General features: G+C 41.3%; 15 protein-coding genes and 1 tRNA gene. 8 read left to right on the top strand and 8 right to left on the bottom strand.

The window, feature by feature from the left end:
* Positions 1 to 92: 92 nt before the first annotated feature.
* The 3 genes from H1A14_RS20245 (at position 93) to H1A14_RS20235 (ending at position 4,539) form a co-directional block, all read left to right on the top strand.
* Positions 93 to 842: an acyl-CoA desaturase gene (locus tag H1A14_RS20245; RefSeq protein WP_194778121.1), complete on the top strand. Its 750-nt coding sequence runs from the start codon at positions 93 to 95 to the stop codon at positions 840 to 842.
* A 338-nt stretch (positions 843 to 1,180) separates the two neighbouring features.
* The gene (locus tag H1A14_RS20240; protein WP_194778120.1) at positions 1,181 to 1,549 is read left to right on the top strand and encodes a BlaI/MecI/CopY family transcriptional regulator; all 369 of its coding nucleotides are present in this window, start codon (positions 1,181 to 1,183) and stop codon (positions 1,547 to 1,549) included.
* A 5-nt stretch (positions 1,550 to 1,554) separates the two neighbouring features.
* Positions 1,555 to 4,539 (top strand): M56 family metallopeptidase, encoded by a 2,985-nt coding sequence (locus tag H1A14_RS20235; RefSeq protein WP_194778119.1) that lies wholly within the window; start codon positions 1,555 to 1,557, stop codon positions 4,537 to 4,539.
* Between the two features lie 560 nt (positions 4,540 to 5,099).
* Here the strand turns inward: H1A14_RS20235 and H1A14_RS20230 are convergent.
* The 7 genes from H1A14_RS20230 to H1A14_RS20200 form a co-directional block, all read right to left on the bottom strand.
* Positions 5,100 to 6,182, bottom strand: coding sequence for a Gfo/Idh/MocA family oxidoreductase (locus tag H1A14_RS20230; protein ID WP_194778118.1), 1,083 nt, complete (start codon positions 6,180 to 6,182; stop codon positions 5,100 to 5,102).
* A 489-nt stretch (positions 6,183 to 6,671) separates the two neighbouring features.
* A complete protein-coding gene (locus H1A14_RS20225) occupies positions 6,672 to 7,415 on the bottom strand; it encodes a CPBP family intramembrane glutamic endopeptidase (protein WP_194778117.1) in 744 nt (247 codons plus the stop codon).
* A gap of 38 nt (positions 7,416 to 7,453) precedes the next feature.
* Complete coding sequence (locus tag H1A14_RS20220) at positions 7,454 to 8,479, bottom strand: PorP/SprF family type IX secretion system membrane protein (protein WP_194778116.1); 1,026 nt, start codon at positions 8,477 to 8,479, stop codon at positions 7,454 to 7,456.
* Positions 8,476 to 13,353, bottom strand: a complete 4,878-nt coding sequence (locus H1A14_RS20215) for a PKD domain-containing protein (RefSeq protein WP_194778115.1) — start codon at positions 13,351 to 13,353, stop codon at positions 8,476 to 8,478. The genes H1A14_RS20220 and H1A14_RS20215 overlap by 4 nt, the downstream gene beginning before the upstream one ends.
* A gap of 449 nt (positions 13,354 to 13,802) precedes the next feature.
* A tRNA-Leu gene (locus H1A14_RS20210) sits at positions 13,803 to 13,884 on the bottom strand.
* Between the two features lie 148 nt (positions 13,885 to 14,032).
* A complete protein-coding gene (locus H1A14_RS20205) occupies positions 14,033 to 14,749 on the bottom strand; it encodes a DUF3307 domain-containing protein (protein WP_194778114.1) in 717 nt (238 codons plus the stop codon).
* Positions 14,746 to 15,390, bottom strand: a complete 645-nt coding sequence (locus H1A14_RS20200; protein WP_194778113.1) for a hypothetical protein — start codon at positions 15,388 to 15,390, stop codon at positions 14,746 to 14,748. The genes H1A14_RS20205 and H1A14_RS20200 overlap by 4 nt, the downstream gene beginning before the upstream one ends.
* Before the next feature lie 770 nt (positions 15,391 to 16,160).
* Between H1A14_RS20200 and H1A14_RS20195 the strand changes: the two genes are divergently transcribed.
* The 5 genes from H1A14_RS20195 to H1A14_RS23240 all read left to right on the top strand — a co-directional run bounded on the left by H1A14_RS20195 (position 16,161) and on the right by H1A14_RS23240 (position 23,028).
* Entirely contained in the window at positions 16,161 to 16,712 is a 552-nt protein-coding gene (locus H1A14_RS20195) for a hypothetical protein (RefSeq protein ID WP_228527897.1), read from the top strand.
* A 10-nt stretch (positions 16,713 to 16,722) separates the two neighbouring features.
* A complete protein-coding gene (locus H1A14_RS20190) occupies positions 16,723 to 17,742 on the top strand; it encodes a ligand-binding sensor domain-containing protein (protein ID WP_194778111.1) in 1,020 nt (339 codons plus the stop codon).
* 412 nt (positions 17,743 to 18,154) lie between these two features.
* Complete coding sequence (locus tag H1A14_RS20185) at positions 18,155 to 19,243, top strand: phytase (protein ID WP_194778110.1); 1,089 nt, start codon at positions 18,155 to 18,157, stop codon at positions 19,241 to 19,243.
* Positions 19,244 to 19,263: 20 nt separating this feature from the next.
* Positions 19,264 to 22,062, top strand: a complete 2,799-nt coding sequence (locus H1A14_RS20180; RefSeq protein WP_194778109.1) for a TonB-dependent receptor — start codon at positions 19,264 to 19,266, stop codon at positions 22,060 to 22,062.
* Positions 22,063 to 22,710: 648 nt separating this feature from the next.
* Positions 22,711 to 23,028, top strand: a complete 318-nt coding sequence (locus H1A14_RS23240; protein ID WP_317174913.1) for an ATP-binding protein — start codon at positions 22,711 to 22,713, stop codon at positions 23,026 to 23,028.
* A gap of 9 nt (positions 23,029 to 23,037) precedes the next feature.
* On the opposite strand, the gene H1A14_RS20170 is transcribed toward H1A14_RS23240, so the two are convergent.
* The gene (locus tag H1A14_RS20170; protein WP_194778108.1) at positions 23,038 to 24,201 is read right to left on the bottom strand and encodes a helix-turn-helix domain-containing protein; all 1,164 of its coding nucleotides are present in this window, start codon (positions 24,199 to 24,201) and stop codon (positions 23,038 to 23,040) included.
* Between the last annotated feature and the right edge of the window lie 72 nt (positions 24,202 to 24,273).

The following is a 24,273-nucleotide window of genomic DNA, read 5'->3' as shown; positions in this document are numbered from 1 at the left end:
TTGTCAGTTTCCTCAAAAAAACTGCCTTTACGTTACAAATATGGGATATTGGGGGTATATTTGTAAGCATTATTCATCTAATTTAATTATCAGTGATTTTAATTGTCATTCTTCTCCTTCATTGGTACTTCTCGCTGTTTTGCCAAAGTTTCTTCTTGCACCGCTATGCGGCCCATCAGATGTTTGTCATGAACAAATTCTGGGAAAAGTTCTTTTATTTGTTCACTTGGCTTTGTCAGGGGAGCTCCTATTTGTCTCCGAGGGCTTATGCGGTGCTGCACCGTATGCACCATGCCTACAGCGATACACCTAAGGATCCACACAGTCCACACCATACGGAGAACCTTTTCACCATGATGTGGAAGACGAAAAACATTTACAATGATTATTTCAGCTTCAGGTTAAAACCTGAGGAAAGATTTTCGAAAGACATTCCCGATTGGAAAAAATTTGATCTATTTGCAGATTCCATGATGGTCAGAGTGGGCTGGGGTTTGTTTTATGTGTTGATCTACGTGTTGAGCATCTCTGTATTTGAGTTGGCAGGAACCCATTGGTGGATGTATTTCCTCTTGCCCTTACATTTCCTCATGGGACCCATCCACGGTGCCATAGTCAATTGGAGTGGACATAAATATGGTTATGCCAATTTTGACAACAATGACAAATCTAAAAACAGTCTTCTGCTTGATGTGTTGATGCTCGGAGAGCTCTTTCAGAACAACCACCACAGACTCCCTAACCGTCCGAACTTTGCAGTCAAATGGTATGAGTTTGATCCCACCTACCCCATTATAAAGCTTTTGCATGCCTCACGCATCATAAAATTGAGGACTGCCTGAAATTTTTTTTTCCACCCACCGGGTGGTTTTTTTTTGCCTTTTTTTCACTCAGCTGCTTAAGCTCCAATAGGGTCCAATAAAAAATAACATCAAATCCATCAATAAAAATAATTTAAACTAACTTTTGTTCAAAAAAAAAATAGACTAATACTACATTTTTAAGCTGTTCCTTCACCTAATAAATTAAAATAAACTAAGGAATAATTTGTTCAACTATATTTTTATTTATAAATTTACTTTTGTCAATAGAAAGATTTAGCCTAAAGCTTGAAATTAAAAAACTAAATGGTTAAGTTCAGGTAAATTTTACACTTACATTTTATCTAAATTATTAATTTATGAGAGAACTCACACGTGCGGAAGAGCAAGTAATGCAAATCCTGTGGGATATCGAGAAAGGTTTTGTCAAAGATATCCTAGCGAAAATGAATGAGCCCAAACCGGCTTATAACACCGTCTCCACCATCATCCGGATTCTAGAGCGGAAAGGCTTCGTCAAACATACTGCTTATGGCAAGTCCCATGAGTATTATCCGATCGTAAGCAAGGACGAATACAGAAGCTTTTCAATCAAAAACCTCCTTACAGGATATTTCGGTGGCTCCTTTACAAGGCTGACCTCTTTCTTTGCGAAAGACAAAAACCTTAATATCAAAGAGCTGGACAAATTAATGGCTGAGGTAAAAGAGGAAGTGAAAAAAAGTTAGCATAGATGGGGGGATTAATAAATTATATCTGGGAGAGTACATTCTGCCTTTTATTCTTTTTTGGAATATATTGGGTGTTTTTGAGAGGTGAAAAAGCCTTTCACTTTACCAGATTTTATTTATTGATCACTCCATTGTTGGCTTTGTGTTTTCCATTGATAGAGATTCCGGTAGGCTTTGATAAGCCTACCATCTCTTTGGAAAACACTGCTTTTTATCAAAATTTTCTGGAACCTACAGAGGTAGAGGAAATTGTAGGTACTTTCGGCTTGCCGGAAGTTACAGTAAGCAGTACAAAGCTGCCCACACTTTGGGAATTTAAGGATTATCTACTGCTTGGATACAGTATTGTGGTGCTGTTGCTCCTAAGTCAGCTTATATGGCAGCTGTTTCAGTTGAGGATGCTGGTACAAAAGGGTTGGTACCAGGCAGTATTCAAGTTGGAAGGAAATTATTTTCTCATCCCCACTTACGGGATGGCCCCGATTTTCACTTATTTCGATAAGCTTTTTTGGGACGATACGGAGCCCCTAAGCGACATTGAACAAAAACACATCCTACAACATGAGTTGGAACACATCAAACAAAGACATTCATGGGATATCCTATATTACCAAGGTTTAAGCATCATTTTTTGGTTTAATCCCGCCATCCATCTGATGCGGGCCGCTTTGGTGGACCTGCACGAGTATATGGCTGATGAAAGTGTCTTAAGGCATACAGACAACAAAGAAAGTTACCCAAAGTTGATCATCAAAATAGCATTTAAAGGACTAGATCTTCCTATTGGCAATTATTTTATCCGATCTACTACTTTAAAAAGAATCATGATGATGAAAAAACGTGCCCAAATTAATTGGGGAAAACTATTGATGGTCCTCCCCCTGACCGGTATGCTGCTGGTGTTGGTTTCTATGAAAACAATAGATCCAATAGACCTTTTCGGCCATCATACCGAAAAGCAAACCATGGAGCTCAAAGAAAGGCTGATCATGGCTCAAGATTCCATTGATGTGAGCATGAAAGTCCGCAAATTAAAAAACCCAACCCATTATGAACACATCGGCCCGTTAAAGGAAGGGAAACTGATCGCTCAGCTTGGGGAATTGGAATATGAATTCGGCAATATTGATTCAGAACAGGAATACCTCAAATTAAGGGAACTTATAGAAACCCTTCGAAAGGATTCCTCTACTGAAATAAGTTATAGAAAACGGGATTTTGAAGAAAATCTAGAAGTGCTTCCCACCCCGCTTGAAGGAGAAGAAGCTTGGTTTACCTTTTTTGCGAATAATGTACAAAAGCCAGATCTTGAAAATGCGCTGGGCATCGGTGGACGTGTGGAAATTGAGTTTATTGTAGATGAGAAAGGCCATATCCTGGACCCCATGATCCGTAAAAGTTTTGGAGGCGGATTGGATGAAGCAGTCATAGCGGCGATCATGAATCCCGAAGCCCCTAAATGGAAACCTGGGGAAAAAAATGGAGTTGCAGTACGGGGCTTAGCTGGCATGAGACTTGAATTTACAGAACAAAGCCAAATGGCGGGTGCCTTCCGCAACATCTATCCCCTATTGCCTGGCAGCAAACAACTGATCGCCGTAGATCAAAGTGGAAGGCCAGTTGAAATCTATGATGTGGTAGAAAATATGCCCAATCCTCCCGGAGGTATGGAGGGCTGGAATGCATTTATCAAAGAAAATCTCAGGTATCCTGAAAAAGCCAAAGAAATGGGCATAGAAGGAACCGTTTACTTGACTTTTGTCGTAGAGAAATCAGGAGAAATCGGTGATTTGGGTGTTTTGAGAGGCATTGGCGGAGGCGCTGATGAAGAAGCCATGCGGGTGGTACAAAGCTCCCCAAAATGGACTCCAGGTTCTCAGAGAGGCAGAGATGTGGCTGTGAGAATTCGTTTACCTGTCCGGTTTCAATTGCCTCAGAAAGAAAACACAACTGAAAAATTTGCGGAATGGATGCAGATCGCTGACCGGGCATCAGGTCAGATTCAACCCACACCGGAGTTTTTCGATCACCTCAGAAAGAGCCTGAAGTATCCTCAAGAAGCACGAGAAAAAATAGAAACTGGGACGGTCCTGGTTCAGCTTGATTTGGGCAAAGATGGTAAAATAGAAAATTACCAAATCGTTTCAGGTGTTTCAAAAATTTTGGATCAAGAGGTGCTCGACAAACTGGCCAATGCGCCCAATTGGAATGCCCCAAAAGGTAACAAACCGGTTTCAGATCTTTTGGCGGTTACTTTTAAACTTGATGGCCATGCCTTTCAGGAAATTCATAACGTGGCTCAGCATGAGGTAAAGGTGGTTGGATATGGCAATGCTGAAAAAGATAGAGATCCCCCTACACTTGGAGATAAAATACAAAAAGAAAAGGTGCAACCGGCCACCACGTATTATGGATTTGCCAACAATCTAGAGCTTCAAAGTTCTAACTATAAAATAGGGAAGCCAGTGAATGCTGGATTTTCAGAGGGAAATTGGGCCGGATTGGATAGTGTGAAACCAAAACCTTTGTTTGTTATTGACGGGCAGGTGGTTTCTGAGGATTATTTGGGGAAAATAGATCCAAATAATATTGACCATATAGAGGTCATCAAAGGAGGTAGAGCCCTAAGCCTATACGGAAATGCTGCAAAAGACGGAGTCATCCTTATAGAGTTAAAAGAGGGGTATGATTTAGATGGTTCGGTGAAATCATTCAAACCTTCTGACCATTATGTGCAAATCATCGATGCGGAAAAGAGTATTACTCCGGACGATTTGCAAAAGGGTGAGGTTAAAATCAGCAACAAGGACGGGAGCTTCGTAAAACCACTTTATGTCGTCGATGGAAAGATCATCAAAGAAGCTGAGCTGAAATCCATTTCTCCCGATACCATTGAGTCGATTAATGTCTTAAAGGGAGAAAACGCAACTAAAGCCTATGGTAAAAAGGGCAGTAATGGCGTGGTGGAAATCACCTTAAAAAAATAAAAGCATCCTGATCAAAAATAAAAACCGATGGCAATCACCATCGGTTTTTATTTGTCCTGAATTGACGCTTCCCCGATTATCAATATCTGTTAAACCCTATCAGGGTTTTATTTCTAACTGACCTATCCTTCTACCCGGGTTGTCACCCGGGGCTAAAAACCTTCGGTATTTAATCCCTCCGGGATTATGAAATAATGGGGTAGCATGTTCAGCGTGCTTGATTCTAAACTTTGAGCTTTGAGCTCGATGCTTTTTTCTGATATCCTGTTTTCTGTTATTCTGGTTTCTCCACTTTCAGCTTTCAGGTTTTCTTCCCCCTAAATCCCCCACTTGGGGGACTTTTAATCAGGTATTCATAGGGATTTAGAGTCTATGGGCAAGTGAGTGCTTGATTCTAAACTTTTAGCTTTGAGCTCGATGCTTTTTTTCTGATATCCTGTTTTCTTTTATTCTTTTTCTCCACTTTCAGCTTTGAGCTTCCAGCTTTTCTTCCATTGCTCTATAGTTCTGTTCTCTGTTCTTCTGTTTTATCCCTACTTTCAGCTTCTGGCTCTTACCTTTTACAACTCCACCGTCTTTCCAGTTCTCACCGCCTCATCACAGGCAAAAGCAATTCTCAGGCTGTTCACTGCATCCTGATGGTGGTCTGTCAGATCCATTTCTTCCTGTATGGCTTTGAGAAAGAAGGCTTGTTCCCGATCACATAACTCCTGATGCCCGGGTTCATCCTTCATATCAATCCATTCATCCTGATGGATAAATTCATTTTTGTCGTTGATTTTGGCGTGGTGGACTTTGATGGATTCTGTTTTGGTATGGTCATCCACGGAAGCTGATTTTCCAGCGGCTCCGGCATCTTTGGCCAGAATGGAAACAGCGCCTTTAGGACCAAAAACATCCTTGATGAAAAAAGCCGTTTCACTGATCATAGGTCCCCATCCTGCCTCGTACCAACCTACCGATCCATCCTCAAAAGTCAACTGAAGCTGGCCATAATTGTAATTGTCTGCGGGGATGTCATTGGTTAGCCTTGCCCCTATCGCACTTACGCGCAGTGGCTTTGACCGGGTCATCTGACACATTACATCAATGTAATGCACCCCACAGTCCACAATGGGACTCAGGCTTTTCATCAGGTTTCGATGGGTATCCCACATCGCACCATGGCTTTGCTGATTGAGGTTCATGCGCATGACAAGCGGTTTGCCCAAAGTATGGGCAATTTCTACAAACTTCTCCCAAGATGGGTGATGCCTTAGGATATAGCCCACCACCAATTTTTTATTGGCCTTTACAGCAGCCGCCACCACCTTTTCGGAGCCTTCCACGGTATCTGCCAAGGGTTTTTCAATAAACACGTGACAGCCGTGCTGAAGCGCCTTCAAGGCAAAGGCTTCATGGGTGTCAGGGTAAGTGGAAATGCAGACAGCATCCGCATTACTGTGGGCCAATGCTGTTTCATAATCATCAAACAATGGATATCCTCCACCCAATTGATCGTTTAAAACTTCTTTGCTTTTTCCTCTGGAAACGATTCCCACGATTTCAAATCCCTCCATCTTATGGTAAGCTTGGGCATGGGAGGCTCCCATATTCCCACAGCCTACTACGAGGACTTTGATGGCATTTTTGGTTTGGTTCATTTTGAGTTAGTTTAATCTGGCGCTACGGCATTACGCTCCATAACTATGGATCCTGCTTATGGTTGATATTAACTGGATATTTGGCAATTAACTTAACCTATTCCAATCGTTACCTAAATTTAAACACTTTTGGGTGTCTGATTACTCGCTTATAAGAAGGGTTCAATTTAATAAGATTTGCTCGTTTTACCTGAGAAACCCTAATTTAAATATTTAAAAAAATTAATTAATTAGAGAAACTTATATAAAAAAAGAGTGAAACAGAGATCTGGTGATTAAGCCATTGCATTTGATCCCTAAGAACCAATTGTTAAAGAACATGTATGCCCGCAATGATGCCAGTAAAATAGTAATTCTTTATGATTCTCGCCGGTAAACTGAAATGTCTGATAGATCCCTGCCTGCCGAAAGGGTCCGACTTCGGACTTCCTGCTTCCTACCCGTTTGAAGAAGAATATTGGGTTAGTGGCAAAGAAGCGGATAACCATTTCAAAGAATAAGATAAAAGATGGTCCATGTCATGGCCAAGTTAAATCCGGCATGTGAAAGCACAGCTCCCCAGATGGATTGTGATTTGACTCTGTACCAGTAAAATACCTTTCCCAGAAGAAAAATCATTGCCATCCAAATCAAAGCAGGGATCCAAAACACCGTCCAACCCAATCCTGTCCAAACAATTCCAAAATGAGCTAAATGGGTCAGCGAAAAGGCCAAACTATCCCAAAATGATGCGTTTTTTTGGCCCAAGTCCACAGCTATGCTTTCGTGGACCAATCCCCTGTAAAAGAATTCCTCTCCTATTGGGCTAAAGGTCATTCCAACCAAAGCAAAAATACTGAAGTACATCAGTCTGTTTTCCCGCCACTCTTCTGTCGGAAACTGATAAGATTGCGAAATGTAGCAATACCAATTTTGAAGGGTTTGTCCAAACAAAAGCTGCCCTAAGCAATAAACCAATAAGCCGAATGCTAGCCCAGCCATAAATGCTTCAATGAGTCTAAACCCATTCTTAGGTCGGACAATTCCTATGGTTTTTCTACCTGTCCGATTCAATAGCACAAAAGGCAAAACCGCCATTAACACAAATATCAAAGAGACTTTTTGATAAGTGCCTCCGGAGTTGGCTTCGAGGACCCACCAAAACCTGGGAATTCCCAATAGGAAGACCATAAAGCAACCAAACTTCCAATTCCAACCCAAAATCTTTCCCCAAAATGGCTTAAATGGATGCATGGTCAAAAGTTAATGGAGCAGTGAATTTAGTAAAACGATCATAACAAATAATCAAAACAGCGCAACACACGGCTTCTTCTATCCCGGGATCTGGGATCGCCCAGTAAAAACTGGTAGCGGAGGGAAATCTCATGGGCCCCACGGGTTTGCACCCCTACATTGGAAATCATGAAGTCGTAGCTGTATCCTACCACCAATCCATTTTCAAATTTCAGTCCCAACAACAGGATCAATGAATCCTGGTTGGCATTACCACGTAATCCGGGGATGCCTCTGAAACTCAGGCCTCCTATAAAACTACCATACAGCAGCTGACCTGCCACATCCAACTGTTGGAAGGGGCCCTGCCTTTTGTAATTAAAGGCAAGGGAAGCCATATTTTCCCCATTGGATCCAAAATAATTGTTTGAACCCAGCCCGAAATTGGCTCCTCCATGAATGCTCCACTTCATAGGCAACAGATTTTGGTCGTTGTCTGGAAAAAAACTTAAGCTTGGGGTATTCATGTGGTGCATGCTGGTTCCCATCCAGACATTCTGCCCCTGAAGTAGGGTGCCAAAGGATACATCAAAATAACTGTAAGGATCAAACTCCGGAACATTGTCCATGGTGTTTGGATTGATGGTTTGGGTAAAGAGGTTGATCTGATCTCCAAAAAGCAGATTGTCCAAGGCTGCATTTCTCATGACCAAAGCCCCCTGTCCGCCAAAGCGCATGTCCCAACCTTCTGATAAGGTCAGTTTATAGGAGTAAAAAAAAGACACCTCATTCATTTTCAAGTCCATGTTTGTTTCATGGAAACTATTAAAGGCTACCCCAAACCCACTCTTCATGTCATAACTATAATGATCAAAATAGGCAGAAAACATGTTGAAATCATGAGCCAGGCCGGGCCATTGTTTTCTATAATTTAACCCTACCCTACTCAGTTCTGTGGATCCCGCAAAGGCAGGGTTCAGGTACAAGGGCGCTGCATAGAACTGACTGTAATGCATGTCCTGCCCCAGTATGCTCGAAGAAAGCAAGCAAAGAAACAAAGCAATCCGAATCAGCTTTCCCATCATTTGATTAAGATAAAGACTTCACTTTCATTGAATTTTCCGCCATCCAAGGTCCTGTAGGACATCTTGTAGACGTAATTGCCAGGCAAGGCAGGTTCTCCATTAATTTTTCCATCCCAGCCCGGGGAATTAAGGTCATCTGTGAAAAAGATGACTTCACCCCATTTGTTCATGACATAGAATTCCAAACTTTCTATACTCAGGAATTTGGGAAAGAAGAAATCATTGATCCCGTCCTCATTGGGTGTAAAGGCATTAGGGACTTTGATGAAATAATCTCTGATCTCCAGCATGCGACTGATCTCCAATTCGCATCCATAGAGGTCAACTACCTGTAGTTTTACTTCAAATTCCCCTTCTTCCTGATAAATATGCGTAGGGCTCTCTTGCGTACTGGAATTTCCATCACCAAAATCCCAATAGTAAGAAAGGATATTTCCAAAGCTGTTGTTAGTAAATACCACCGGGAAATTGGCAAAGAAGGCTTGATACCGTTCTAGGGAGGTGGACTGTATGTCCATGTCCAGTGCCACAAAATGGTTGTCCACTTCAAAGGATTCATTGTACTCGCACCCCATGGCATCGGTGATATTGAGCTGGTACAAACCGGGTTCCCTGACCGTAAGACCGTAGCCATTGTTTCTGACTTGTCCCCCACTCCAGTTGATGTTAAAAGGAGGCAATCCCCCTTCTATATTCAGTTCGAATTCGTCAAATATGTTCCTCGGTTCACAGGTGATGTCCAAAGACCGAAATACCCTGGCTTGGATGGGATCAGGTCTTTTGACCACATATTGCTGACTGACCTGACAGCCAGATTGGTCTGTGATGGAAACTGTATATTGACCAGAAGTCAAGTTGGCCAAATTCTGAAGGTTGGACCCGTTGTTCCATGTTATTTCATAAGGAGGTACCCCGCCTGAAATCAACAGGTCAATGGCACCACTTTGGGGATTGCCACAATCCAAAGCATCATCCACCTGAGCAGAAAGCTGTAAAGGATCGGGTTCATTGATGAAAAAAGTTCTTCTGATCTCGCAACCGTCTTGGTTCCGAAGCGTGACACCATATGATCCTGCTTGAAGATTAAACAGATTCTCCAATTCTGCCCCATGATCCCATCTTATGGTGATGGGACCTTCAAATTCCAGATTCAATACGATACTTCCATCGCCGGCTCCATGACAGGAAATGTCCTTGGCGATGGGATCCACAGCAAATCTTGGCGCATCTTGAACTGTGATTTCTTCCTGCTTTACACAACCAATGGCATCAGTGACCGAGACGCGGTAAGTACCTGGACCTAAATTGTCAAAGGATTGGGCTGCAGAACCAAAATCCCAATTAATCTTATAGGGGCCCACCCCACCTTGGATTTGTAGGTTGATGAAGCCATCGTTGGCATTATAGCAAGAAATATCTCCTTTTTCTACCCCTATGAGCAGGATTTCATCTGGTTCTGTCAATTCGATGGGCGGAAGGCTGATGGTGCATCCATTCGCGTCTGTAGCAATGACTTCATAAGTTCCGGCCGATAGCTCAGAAAGGCTGGCCAGCGATTCATCCATTATGGTACCGTCCTTGATCCATTGGATATCATATCCATTTTCACCTTCCACCCCGCCGGAGATTTGAAGATTGATCACACCAGTGCTGCTACCTGCACAAAGAATGTCTACTTTATCCTCAAGACTTACTTCAAAAGGAACAGGTGCCCTTAGCTCGAAAGAACGGCTCAACTCGCAACCGAATGCATCTCTTAGTTCCAAAGTATAAGTCCCCGGACCCAAGTTGTCCAGGTCTTTTTCATCAGAACTGAACCCATCAGGTCCTGTCCATGCATAACGGTAACTTCCACTTCCACCAGAAGGATCGAGTCGGATAGATCCATCACTTCCCCCAAAACAACTGACTTCAAACCCATTAAAATTACTGGTCTCAGCATTCAGTGTCAAAATAGGATTGACCGTTACCTCATACTGAACAGGAACGCCAGAACAAGCTGAAGCACCATCTGTGGTAGCAAAGACTTCAAACACCACGGTCCTAGGTTCGCCCGTGTTATTGATAAATGGTTGGCCTCCCAAAGTATCACCTTGGCCTTGAAGCACAACACCTTCCACGCCATTGGCCTGTGCAGTCCAAGAGAAAACAGCCCCGTCAACCGGGCTTGACAGCTGAACAAGCTCCATCTCATCGCCTGAGCAAATTACCTGATCAGAAAGTGAGAAATCAATTTTAGGTGCCGGATTTAAAGTAATATCCAAATCAAAGACATTACCGGGACAGTTGCCCAATAAAGGAGTAACCTGAATGCTTACTTTGACTGGCTCATCCCCGTCATTGGTCAAGCTCAGATCAATGGTTTCTTGAGGTTCGTCCTGACCAGATCCTCCTGAAAACCCGCTACCCACTGGTGCTGACCAAGTAAAAGCAGTGCCCACAGGAATTCCACTTGGCCTAAAAGAACGTGATTCCCCGCTGCAGATAGCCAAGCTTTGATCATCAACCTGCGGTACCGGATTGACTTCTATAGTGTAAACCAAAGGTGTGGATTGGCATTTCCTTTCCTCCTCTTCAGACAATACCGCGGTATAAACCACCGTGGTTGGCGTGTCCCCATTATTCAATAAGATTTGGACAGGTATAGAACCCGAACCACTCAAAACCACCCCTTCTACCCCATTGGCCTCAGCCGTCCAAGACACCAACTCACCCGTATCCGTGGAAAATTCAATAGGCTGGTTTGATTCCCCCGAGCAAATGACTTGATCCATTCTGGAAGCAGAAATCAGCGGTGCAGGTTCAACCAATACTGTCACCTCATCGGTCTCAAAGCATCCGGCAGCATCAGTAACCGTTAGAAAGTAGGTAGTCGTAGTCTCAGGATTTACGGAGGGATTGGGATCCGAAGAAGAAAAATTCCCAGGTTCGCCGATCCACTCAAAACTTACCTCAGAAAAGTCTCTGTTGACCGTGGGACTAAGCGTCACACTTTCCCCAAAACATATGCTGAGATCTTCCCCTGCTGAAATCTCAGGTTCCTCCCCTACATTAAAGCTGACACTTTCCAAGGTAGTTCCACAGGCATTGCTGACCTCAAGAGTCACGGTATGCAGGCCAACGGTTTCAAAAGTCACTGTACCGGGAATAAGTTGATCTGAACTTTCGGGGGTACCCCCTTCAAAAGTCCACTTGTAAACCGATTCGCCGGGACCACAACTTGTCACCTCAGCTTGAGGGTTGATGGAAATGGGTCCGCATGAATCAGCTATGGGTGTTAAACGGACCAATGGCGGAGCTGTTACAGTAACAGTTTTGGATTTTGAATACGTATCACATGAATTGGAAGCCTGTAAGGTGATGGTATAGGTTCCAGGTGCCACGAAATTAAATGCAGGCTCAAAGACCTTGTCATTGGTGCCCCCTGTAAAACTCCACTCGCCTGAATCATTGCAATCCGATGGCGAAAACCCAACTGTCCAAAGCATTTCAGTTGGCCCGCAGTTGCCTTCTTTCTGGGTCAAATTATCCACCTGCACCTCCAATGGACCACAGCCCTCGGAAAAATTCAAATCAAATTCGGGTTCCAAATCCTCACTGACACAAACTTCAATTTCAGCCCTCGTGGTGCCACATGGATTGCTTGCTTCCAGAATTACCGTATAGTTTCCAGGCTTGCTGAAAATGTGAGAAGGAGTTTCAAGGGATGAAAAATTGGCTGCCCCACTTTCGGGGTCACCAAAATCCCAAGCCCAAACCGTCTCCGTAAGACAATCCGGTCCATAGAAGCCTACCTCTGTGGCATTTCTAAACCGGACCGGCTTTCCCTCGCAGGCATCTTCCACAAAAAACTCCGCTTTAGGTGGAATCCTGACTTGAATGTTTCCGGCTGTAAAAGGTGTGTTGTCACAGGCGTTGATCACATTTAGAATGGCTGTAAAGGATCTGTCGGGGCAGGAAGAGGTGGTGTAAATGTGCTCTACAATAAAATCCGAGAAATCATCATTCAATGGGTGTTCAAACTCTTGCTGATTCCCATCCCCAAATTCAAGCAAATACAGTGTACCCGGAGGATTATCCTTCCAGTTGTTGATGATAAAAGGAACTGCCAAGGTTGGTGCACACAAGCCGGTGGTAGACCCCTGTGTGGCAAGTCCTCCTGCTGGATTACTTTGATTGGCCACCACATAAGTCTTGGTAGCCGAACATCCGTTTTCACCTTTTCCGGTCAGTTTTAAATTAAAAGCGCCCAATCGTTTGTAGGTATGGGTAAGCGGAAAATCATCCTTAGTGAGGTTGGTTAGAACCGTTCCATCTCCCCAGTCCAAAGTAAAATCTGTGACACAGTTGCTTACAGAAGTATTGTTGACCGTAACTGTAAAGTCAGGATTGGCCGCCGAAGGGTTGTTTTCACAGTTTCTGAAATCCTGAAAAGGTTTTGCGTCCTCCAAACCAATGTTGGGAATTTCTTTGATTAGGATAGGTTTGGTCTTACTCAGGCTATTTCCATCAGCATCCCTTACGGTCAGTTTAACCTGAAAGGTCTGTTCTCCACAGCCCAACAAGTTATACGTGTACCTGGGATTGGCATTGGTGGCCGTTCCCCCATTTCCAAATTCCCAGGCATATTGATAGGGACCTCTTCCGCCTGTCACATTGGAAACAAAATTGATAGGTTCACCGGCACAATTGTCTTGGCTTGGAAAACTAAAATCAAAATCCAAATCATTGAATGGTATATTGATCTTAGAAGGATTTTCGCTCAATGAAACCAGTTTTGCCATCAACCGAACCGGTTCCAAAGAAAAATCCCTTGCGATCGCTTGAACAAGGGTCAATGCAATGATGATCCCTATTCCGCACTTCCATAACAAAAAAAATGAGCGATTGCCGACCTTCCTCATTGCATTTTATTCCTAAACGGTAATTATTTGAAATTATATACCAATAAATGCCAAAAATCAGGACTAAATTTTATTGAATAAAGTTTTATTAGTTGAATTGACGGTATTTATTGAATTTTAATTTTTATGAAAAGCTAAAAATATATATTAAAATCCAGAAAACAATATGTGAAAATGATTTTGTTTAAGTTGCGATCGCTTATTATTAGGTTTTATTTTTTAAAGTATGTTCAATGTAAACTTAGCTTCAGGGGTCTACTTTTGTAATAAGGCCTTTGTAATATATCCAAACAAAAAACTTTAGGCTGGTTTTTGAATGAGATTCAATTTATGGGTAAAGTACCTAAACAAATTGAGCAAATGGAAGAAAGTGCGAATGTGGATATTAAAAAAAAACCCGGCCAAAGACCGGGTTACTGTGCGCACGAAAGGACTCGAACCTTCACACCCAAGGGCGCTGCCACCTGAAGACAGTGCGTCTACCAATTTCGCCACGTGCGCAGCTTTATTCTCTGTTAAGGAACCAGGTTTTATACCTTCTCCCCTGCCTTTAAAAGGCAAATGCAAAGCTAATAAAATTGAAACATTCCAAACCAACTGCGAGAATAAATTTTTTAATTACCCATCTGCCTGGAATACCTACCGACAATTATATCCAATTGGTGAGATATTGTACCGTCATACCGGTGAGAATCGCCATGCCAAAGCTCAACAAGGTCCCGATTAGGATGTATTCGGTGAGTTTGCGGTCCTTGGATTCCTTTAGGTCTCCAAACCGGAAAACCGATTTGGCGGCCAACAAAAATCCAACCGCCTCCCAATGTCCGGAAACAATAAACAGAAAAACAAAAAGGCGTTCCAGCATGCCGATGTATTTGCCTGCGTTGGCCAGTGACTCATCGTGCCCGTCGGCTAGTTTGGCTGACCAGTTGGCTAGCAGTACCTGAATGATAATTCCCGCAGAAAAGGTCAAAAACACCAAGGCTGTCAGGTAAATCCATACCGTGGGTTGTGACAAGAAGGCTTGGAAATTGACCGTCGGCTTAAACCAAAAGTACCAAGCCAGCAAGATGGTCAGGATATGAAGGGCTTGATCTGCCAAAAACCATTTGGATCTGTTGGAAGGCCGTTGAAAATACAGTTTGGCCACATCTATCAGTCCATGAGCCACCGTGAGGGCCAATGCCAGTGGCCACAGTTTGAGGTCCCAAAAAAGCAGAAGGACCAGTCCACCATGCAGCAAGAGGTGTACATACAAAATGGGTGATACAAGCTTATTCTTTTCTTTATCTATCAACCATGGTTTGGGCTGTAGTAAAAAATCACCGATCAGGTGGGCCAACAATAATTTAATCAAGTGGATCATGGCATTTTTAGATTAATTTTTTCTTTAAAAATTTGATTCACTTCCATCATTTCCTCCACATGGGCTCGATTCCACCTGCCGCTGACCGAGTTTTGCTTGATACCCAATAACTCCCCTATTTCAGCCTGAGTGGCCTGTGGTTTTTGAAGCATGGTGAGGACCATTTCTCCGGAAGAAACCGACCATTTATCCATAAAAGTGGCCATCAGGCGCAAATATAGATTCATTTCTGCGTCGAAATCCACCCATGGACTTTTTAAGGCAAGTGTGCTCTTCTCTTTTTTGAGTTTCTCAAATTTCTCTCCGGAAAAGACATAGGCCTGACCGTTGCTTTCCGATATGTGACTACCGGCATAAGATTTATCACCTATGCCTATGGCCATGCGTACATCAATGGGGCTGATCTGCTTTTTGGTATCTTCAGGAACGATGCTTTTGATGAGTGCCTTGATCTGGAAAGCCGCATCCAATGCCTTCGAGGGGTTTAGGAGCTCCAACTGAAAAAAATCCCCCCAAACCACTTCCCAGTCTTTGGGATAGTTTCCCCAGGTTGCGAGCAGGTCTTTGAGTGGAATCAGCCATCTTTCCGGATCCTTTACTTTTCTTGACTGAATGATATCTCCCTTTATTACCGCGATCATCTGACTAATATCGTTAAATAAAACGATAATACAAAATATCATCAAAATAAACGATATTTAGATATATCATCAAAACAGACGATTTTTCCACTTATCGTTGGTTAAGGTGATTTTGTTCAAATTAATCGTCTCCATTCCATACACACCTTTCGGACCGAAACAACGATCTTCCTGGTTCAAGTCTTGAGACTTGGACCATCCACGCATCTTACCTTTGCGTCATGCTGAGCCTCGGGTCTACCCATATTTTGCCCCTAGGGGCTGGGACTCTCCGTGTTGAATTCTTGAAAAAGAAAAAAATGGGAGTGATTCACTGTTGTCAAGTCGTCTGGTTATCAGTAAATACTTCGTGTGGAAATTAAAAAAAGCAGCCAATAAAATTTAAAAATTTATTAATTAACAAAATGATGGTTTACTAAAAAAATATTGGATATTCAAGCCGAAAACAAATTCGGAAAAACCTCTTAAAAACCAATAGTTCACCCTTAACTTCTTGGAACGACCAAATATTTGATCGATATTCAATATGATTTAAGGACAGAAATATCATTTTCAAGCAGCACCATCGGCATAGAACAGGCAATCGAATGATAGGAAGTTTACCAGGTTACATAGGCTTAACATTCGGTCTAACCACTGTCGTAACCTTATTGCTATTCATCTGGACCGTTAAAAATTCCCCCTCAGAAAAGATCCGGGAAAAATCAACGCTAATCTTTATCGGCCTGACGATTTGGTTGACAATTCAAGCAGTTTTGACCTTAAAAAACGTGTATAACCAAGACCCAAATGCATGGCCACCAAAAATATTGCTTTTTGGCATATTGCCTTCGATTTTGTCTATCATCTTGTTGTTTTTGACCGCAAAAGGAAAAGAATTTGTTGACAGTTTGCCTCCAAAAAATTTGACCTATTTGAACATTGTAAGAATACCTGTTGAAATGGTCTTGTATTGGCTTTTTCTCCAAAAAGCCATACCCGAACTGATGACTTTTGAGGGACGGAATTATGATATTCTTGCAGGAATAACTGCACCATTTGTTGCCTACTTCGGTTGGACAAAAGGAAGAATAAGTGGTTTGGGAATTTTGGTTTGGAACTTCATTTGTCTCGGACTTGTAATAAACATTGTAGTCAATGCTTTTTTATCAGCCCCATCCCCAATCCAACAATTTGCTTTTGAACAACCGAACATTACAATTTTGAATTTCCCTTTCAGTTGGTTGCCTACATTTATTGTTCCCCTAGTTCTGTTCGGCCACTTCACCTCAATCAGACAATTAATAAAAGCCAACGGAAAGAACACCTTAATTCCAAGTTAGTAAAGGTTCTATGAAAAAAGTCACTATTTTATCATTTCTATGTATGGCGATTTTCGCTTCCTGCATCAAAGAAAAAAATACAACGCCAGAAGAAAATTTATCCTATCTGGATTATCTCTCAGATAAGTCCATCAGAAACATTGTACCGTTGAACGGCGAAGTTTGGATAGAATCCTCCTCGATATGCGATAGTTGTCATCAACACCCGTATTTTAGCCAACCTTCAAGGCAATTGACTAAGGTAAACGGTAATAACTTTGATTATAATCCTGATTTTACCTACACTTCATTGGAATTGGATTGGGAAGGAAATCTGTATGCACTTGATTATGGCAATGTAAAAGCCATCTATCAAGTTATGGGACTGAATGAATTTACTCTTTACGAAACTTTCCCAAATTTTGGATTCCATCGGTACACTTTTGACCGTAACAAAAACATATGGTTGAGTGGTTACTTGGGCATTGCATTTTGGGATGGTTCACAATTAACCGTCTACAATGAGTTAACATCCGATTTACCGTCCAACATTACACACGGACTAGCCATTGATCCTGAAGGTGTGGTTTGGGTTCTGCTTGATTTTGAAGGCTTGCTAAGAATTGAGTCAGGTAACTGGCAGCATATCCCTAATAGCTCTATTCCCGGGTTTCAACCCAGCTCCTACCTTAGTTCAGTCGCTATCCAGGACAACAACCATCTATGGTTTCAGGTCTTCGCTCCCGGCTCAATAAATCCAAATATACTTACATTCGAAAATGATAAATGGATTTACCACGCCCCCCCCAATGCCAGTTCTTATGGCCATCTTATAAAGGATGTGAATGGAAGGATTTGGTACACAAGCTTTGTCTGGGAAAACTTCGCATTTTCAGGACCAAACCTTTCATACTATAATAATTCTGAGTGGTTTTCAGTAGATGTAAGCCATTTGAAATCAAGGATTATGACCTTGAACGTATATGAGAGCAAACTTTTGCTTGGCACTCAGATGGGTTTATTTGAAATTGATTTGCCAAAAGGTTATTGATTGGAGCTTTTCGTGTCAGACTGAAAAGAAATCAAGGCATTTTTTCTGATTTAATGCTTTTTTGAAAAATAATTTAGCTTCTGTAAACTGATAATAGCACGCCAAAATTAGAAGGACTTTACTACGGTCAAATTCTGTTTTAAAATGACAATTGTTTTAACCAATATTAACGGAATGTCACCCAACTGTAAAATAAGATTTTTATTTTAAGGACAACCCAATAGGGTTACTCTTTTAAAGAATTTTTACTACTATTCGTTTCTGTTTTTTTGACAATTTTCATTTCTAAAATTACAGTTCACCCTTTGATTTTTGTTCATAATTTCTTCTTCGAAAAGTACTTATTTGTTAACACAGATTTTAAAAAAGTATCGTTTCCCCCATCTAATTTTGTGGTAAAAAAAGCCATTTTATGATAAGAAAAACTTCTCTTATTTACCTATTGCTGATCCTTGAATTTTCTTCCTGCCAAAAAGCAAAAGAAACAATGCTGGCGGAAAATTCACCTGATCAAACTATAGTCAAACCCGTCTATGTCACCGATAGTGTAAAGCATGATACGGATGATCCTGCCATTTGGATTCATCCGTCTGATCCAGCCAAAAGCCTGATTATAGGAACCGACAAAGACGCCGATGGTGCATTGTATGTATTCGATCTTAAAGGAAAAAAAATAGACTCCCTAATTGTACGCGGACTTAAGAGACCCAACAATGTAGATGTTGGTTACGGTTTGAAAATAGGGGATAAATCTGTGGATTTCGCAGTGACCGGGGAGCGGATGACTTCCAAGTTAAGGTTTTACTCCCTTCCTGAAATGAAAGAAATTCAGGCAGGAGGAATAGAAGTCTATAAAGGTGAGACTGGTGAAATGTACCGTGACCTTATGGGTGTAGCAGTGTATCATGATCTAGCCAATGGAAAGCACTATGTGGTCGCAGGAAGGAAGTCCGGTCCTACTGACGGCACTTACCTTTGGCAATATGAAATCATAGGAAGTGCGTCGGGTATAGCCCTAGAACTGGTGAGGAAGTTCGGGAAATATAGTGGACAAAAAGAAATCGAAGCCATCGCAATCGACAACGAACTGGGCTTCATTTATTATTCTGATGAAGGGGTCGGCGTCAGGAAATATTATGCAGACCCTGGAAAAGGCAATGAAGAATTGGCAGTTTTTGCGACAGAAGGATTTGACAAAGATCACGAAGGAATATCTATTTACAAACTTGACGAAACTACCGGCTATATCTTGGTATCAGATCAAGAGGTCAACCAATTCCACGTGTTTCCAAGAGAAGGCGCTCCCTCCAATCCCCATCAGCATGACCTGATTACCATCATCAAAACCTCAACTGAATCCAGTGACGGTTCTGAAGTAACAAGCGTCCCTTTGAACAGCACTTTTACCAAGGGTTTGTTCGTGGCCATGTCAGATGACAAAACATTTCAGCTATACAGATGGGAAGACCTTGCGGGCGATGTCCTTAAAACAAAAAAATAAAAAATCAAACAATATCATATATGAAAAAGGGTTTACAATTCTTATTTATGCTAAGCTTTCTCTTGTACTCAGGTGAAATGCTGGCTCAAGCAGTATTCGGGGGTAAAGTTATAGATGACCAAAACCTCTCGCTGCCCGGTGCAAATGTCATCCTTGAAGGAACCAATAAAGGTACTGTGACCAATCAGCTTGGAGACTTTGTCATACAGGGTATACCAGCAGGAAATTACAAGGTAACCGTCTCTTATTTGGGTTATAATTCTGTTACAAAAGACATTTCTCTTCAAGACGGGCAGACCCTTGACATGAGATTTCAGATGATGCCCGGCACGTTAGAGGGTGGCGAATTTATCGTTTTCGGAGATAGACTTAAAGGTCAGGCAAGGGCATTGAACCAACAAAGGACCAATTCCAATATCACCAATATTGTAGCTGCTGATCAGATTGGTCGATTTCCGGATGCCAATATAGGAGATGCGATCAAAAGGATTCCCGGTATCACCATGCAGAATGACCAAGGGGAGGCAAGAAACATCATCATCCGAGGGATGGCACCGGAACTGAACTCTGTGATGATCAATGGGGAAAGAGTTCCTTCTGCAGAAGGTGACAACAGAAGAGTTCAAATGGACCTTATACCTTCTGATATGATCCAAACCATTGAGGTCAATAAAAGCGTACTTCCTGATATGGATGCTGATGCGATTGGTGGTGCAGTAAACCTCGTCACCAGAAAAGCTCCCAATGGACTTAGGGTTTCCGGGACCGCTGCATCAGGTGTTAACCTCTTGACAGATAAGCCGATTTGGACAGGAGGCCTGATTATAGGTGACAGGATAGCAAATGATAAATTAGGAGTGATTTTTTCGGGATCATACAACAACCACAATTTCGGATCAGACAATGTGGAAGCTCAATGGGCAGAAACAGATGATCCTAACAATCCTGTGGTCATCAACAATTTTGATCTTAGAAAATATGATGTACAACGGGTAAGGAGGTCTGCGTCTCTGGCTTTGGACTATGATATCAACAACAATCACTCTCTTGTTTTAAATACCATGTATAACTGGAGAGACGACTGGGAGAACAGATACAGATTTAGGGTTGATAGAACAGACGAGCCTTTTGAATCAGGTGAGTTCACTGAATTAGCCCCCAATCTATTTCAGATGAGGGGAAGGACAGCAATCCAAACCAAAGGTGGAATCGATAACAGCAGGGTTAGGAATACACGGCTTGAAGACCAAAGAGTCATCAACACCACGCTATCCGGTAGCCATATTTTCAACAGACTGAAAATGACTTGGAATGGAACTTATGCCAAAGCTTCTGAAAACAGGCCAAATGAGCGCTACATCACCCATAGGGGCAACGCGGACGTAATTGTAGACATCAGGGATCCGTTCAAGGTCTTGACCACATTGGTCAATCAAGAGAGTGAATTGGGTTTAGGCCTAAACGAACTCTATGAGTCTAACAACTTCACTTTTGAAGAAGACCTAAATGGACGGGTAGATTTTACCTTACCATATGCTGCCAATAAAGGCATTATTAAATTTGGTGGAAGAATAAGATCAAAATACAAAGTTAGAACTGATTCTTATGATGTCTATGATCCTATTGTAGATATGGGAATGGGAGGAAACAATTTGGGTTCGCTTCCATTTTCCTTTCAAGATGAAAGGATTTTTCTCAATGGACCCCAATATGTTCCTGGAAGATTCGTCACCAAAGAGTTTCTAGGCGGATTAGATCTGAAAAACGAATCTTTGTTTGAATTTGAAGATGCTGTGGGTGAATATATCACTGGCAATTACCAGGCTTCTGAGACCATTTCAGCTGGATATGTAATGACAGATTACCAGATTAACTCCAGACTCTCAGGGATTTTTGGTTTAAGGCTAGAAAATACCAATTTGGAATACCGTGGTTATGAGTTTGATGAGGACGAAGAAACCTTCAACCAGTCTGCTACAGTATCAGACAACTATTCCAACTTCATGCCTGGTGTGCATTTCAAATATGACGTCAGCGAAAACCAAATTGTGAGATTGGCTTGGGCCAACACCATTGCAAGACCAAATTATTTTGATTTGGTTCCATATGCAATTTTCAGCCCTGACAACCAATCGCTTGAGAGAGGAAACCCTAACCTCGTCCCTACGACTTCAATGAATTTTGACCTCATGTTTGAAAATTATTACAAGTCAGTTGGGGTATTTACTGCTGGAGGGTTTTACAAAGATGTTAATAATTTCATCTACCAACGGACCCAGTTGAATGTTGTGGATCCTCAGTTTGGACCATTGATCGAACTCACCCAGCCAGAAAACGGAGGTACGGCCAATGTGTACGGATTTGAAACAAGCATTCAAAGGCAATTTGACTTTCTCCCTGGTATTTGGAAAGGCCTTGGGCTTTTTGCCAACTACACTTTCACTGATTCAAGGACTTCTGGAATAGAAGGAAGAGAGGAAGATGACATCAAATTGCCGGGAACGGCAAGAAATATGTTTAACGCATCTCTGTCTTTTGAATCTGAAAAACTGGTCCTAAGGGCTTCAGTCAACCATGCCAGTGGATATCTGGATGAAGTGGGTGGATCAAATTTTGAAGATTTTTACTACGACCGGCAGACATTTTTGGATGTCAATGCATCTTATGCAATTACCAAAAATTGGAGGATTTTTGCCGAAGCCAACAACCTGACCAACCAGCCGTTAAGATATTACCAAGGCATCAGGCAAAGAACAGCCCAGGAAGAATTTTACAGTGCCCGCATCAATTTTGGAGTCAAATTTGACTTGTTTGAGTGAGTTCAAATCTCTTTTGAAAAAACCTCCGAAAATCGGAGGTTTTTTCATTTTTCTTCAATGCTCAAAAAAGACCAATACCATAGAATGTTGAGCAACCGACTTTTCTAACAGATGCTCAGATGGAGATGGTTCACCAAATTTGATTTCAAGTCAGCTAGGGTTAAGCCTTCATCTTGAAATTTTAAATTATTACAACGAAACTTTTTACAAAGTTATTTTTGGTAAAACTTTCTTCTATTCATTATCCGTTTTTCAAAAAAAAAGGAAGGAAAATATCAAATATCTTAACTGAATTAACACTTGAACTTTGTAATTGGATATCTGAAAGGCATATTTATACAACTGATGTCACTCCATAAGAGCCAGTAGTCCAGGGATATTTTTAAAGCCTGCCGAAAGTTAACCCAACGTCTTCAGCTGAAAAAGGTAACCTTTGCTTGTAATAACAAGGTAGGCACTTATCCAAAAACTTTCGGTAAAAGCGGAAATCTGTACGGGTATGTTATGATTCTTGTAGGTACACCTTTCATCTGCCATTGAAATAATGTGCAAACTTCTACTTAAAAAGTGAGAGTATAGGATTAAAGTAATCCTCAATCAGATCCAAAACAAATACTCCCATATGCAATTAATGCCACAAAGACACAGGTGGATAAAAGACAAATAACAATTGATTTAATTTGCCCGGATAAAGTACCTAGAGTTCATGCAGACAATGAAAAAACCGCTTGGGTACTTACCCATTTGATCTCAAATGCTAACCGCTATTCTTATGACAATTCAACAATTTATTTGATTATTCAAGATGATACGAACAAAATAAAAATATCTGTGAAGGACACAGACCAAGGGATCGCACCTCAATACAAGAATAAAATTTTTGATCGTTATTCCCAATTAAACTACATGACTGACAAAGTCTTTTTACATCCAAAATACATGCATGTGATCAATTTTATGATTTGAAAAGAAATCCTATTGTTCGAATCTTTCCAATTCATTTCGTTTAAATTCGCTCGGTGTCAGTCCAGTATGTTTTTTAAATGCCGTGTTAAATGCTGTCTTAGAACTAAACCCAGCCTCAAACCCGATTCCAACCATGGATAAATGATTCAGGTTTTCATCAAGAATTAATTTTTTTGCCTCCTCTACTCTATAGCCGTTAATCAATTCAAAAAAACTTTTTTCCAAACAAGTATTTATGGCTTGGGAAACTAAGTATGGGGGATAACCAATATGTTCCGCCACCTCTTTGACTGAGAGTCCCTCCTGGATATATAGTTTTTCATGATCCATAGATTTTAAAAATAGCTTTGAAATTTCCTCCAATATTTCATTTGTCTCTGCAGGATCATTTTTTTTAATTGAAACTCCCTCAACTTTTGGATTTTCAATCTGCCTCAACTGATAAACTGCAGGATTGAGTTTTCCTTTTATTGTGATAAAATATGCAAAAACGGTATAGGCAAGAGTATTTGCTATGCCATGGTACGGGGAATAGGATTCTTTAAAAGAATAATTAATTAGGAGCAAAATAAAATCAATAACAATAAGGAAATAACGACCATAAATCATCTGTTTTACCCAAGAAGTTCCCAGCCTCATTTCATCTGAGAAATTTTTCTTGGCAATGGTACGATACTTTTGATACTCTTTAAGGGAAAGTGCCAAATAAATGATGTAGATAAAGACAATGGCGGTCAAGCTGAAATACTCAAAATTAGTACCTAAAAACTGGTAGTAGTACTCATCCTCTCCAAGGTTTAACAAGCGGATTTGACTCCCGATATATATTCTATAAGAATCAAAGGCAATTACTACAATATGCCACCATTGTTTCTTCCAATTGATGTCTTTGTAAAGACTCTGGATATAGAGATATAGGGAAATCAAACCCAGAAGTTGAAAGCTAAATAACAACCAGTCGTAATGATGATTTAGCCATTCTGCAACTCTATTGATAATTAGAAGATGACCAATTGAGAATACAAAAATGCTCAAAAGAATATTTGGAACTCTGTTTTCCCTTGGATAAAAAAGAATTACCGCTGCAAGGATAAAGGCCTGAATAGCTCCAAGAAAACTAAACAAGACTTTAAAGTTCTGTAAAATCCAATCCGAAGGCTCAGTTAAGCTCATTTGCAAAGGGTTGAATATTCAAAATTAGGTATCCCTATAATTTTTCCAATTGAAGAGCCACAATTCTTACAA

Source organism: Pararhodonellum marinum (genome assembly GCF_015354735.1).
GTDB lineage: Bacteria > Bacteroidota > Bacteroidia > Cytophagales > Cyclobacteriaceae > Pararhodonellum > Pararhodonellum marinum.
Note: the sequence above shows the minus strand (reverse complement) of the source record. Positions and strands in the feature narration are given on the sequence as shown.

Bases quoted from the DNA above. Each gene is read 5' to 3' on its own strand.
- H1A14_RS20240 (WP_194778120.1), top strand. From the start codon at position 1,181: ATGAGAGAACTCACACGTGCGGAAGAGCAAGTAATGCAAATCCTGTGG.
- H1A14_RS20235 (WP_194778119.1), top strand. From the start codon at position 1,555: ATGGGGGGATTAATAAATTATATCTGGGAGAGTACATTCTGCCTTTTA.
- H1A14_RS20230 (WP_194778118.1), bottom strand. From the start codon at position 6,182: ATGAACCAAACCAAAAATGCCATCAAAGTCCTCGTAGTAGGCTGTGGG.
- H1A14_RS20225 (WP_194778117.1), bottom strand. From the start codon at position 7,415: ATGCATCCATTTAAGCCATTTTGGGGAAAGATTTTGGGTTGGAATTGG.
- H1A14_RS20220 (WP_194778116.1), bottom strand. From the start codon at position 8,479: ATGATGGGAAAGCTGATTCGGATTGCTTTGTTTCTTTGCTTGCTTTCT.
- H1A14_RS20205 (WP_194778114.1), bottom strand. From the start codon at position 14,749: ATGATCCACTTGATTAAATTATTGTTGGCCCACCTGATCGGTGATTTT.
- H1A14_RS20200 (WP_194778113.1), bottom strand. From the start codon at position 15,390: ATGATCGCGGTAATAAAGGGAGATATCATTCAGTCAAGAAAAGTAAAG.
- H1A14_RS20190 (WP_194778111.1), top strand. From the start codon at position 16,723: ATGAAAAAAGTCACTATTTTATCATTTCTATGTATGGCGATTTTCGCT.
- H1A14_RS20185 (WP_194778110.1), top strand. From the start codon at position 18,155: ATGATAAGAAAAACTTCTCTTATTTACCTATTGCTGATCCTTGAATTT.
- H1A14_RS20180 (WP_194778109.1), top strand. From the start codon at position 19,264: ATGAAAAAGGGTTTACAATTCTTATTTATGCTAAGCTTTCTCTTGTAC.
- H1A14_RS20170 (WP_194778108.1), bottom strand. From the start codon at position 24,201: ATGAGCTTAACTGAGCCTTCGGATTGGATTTTACAGAACTTTAAAGTC.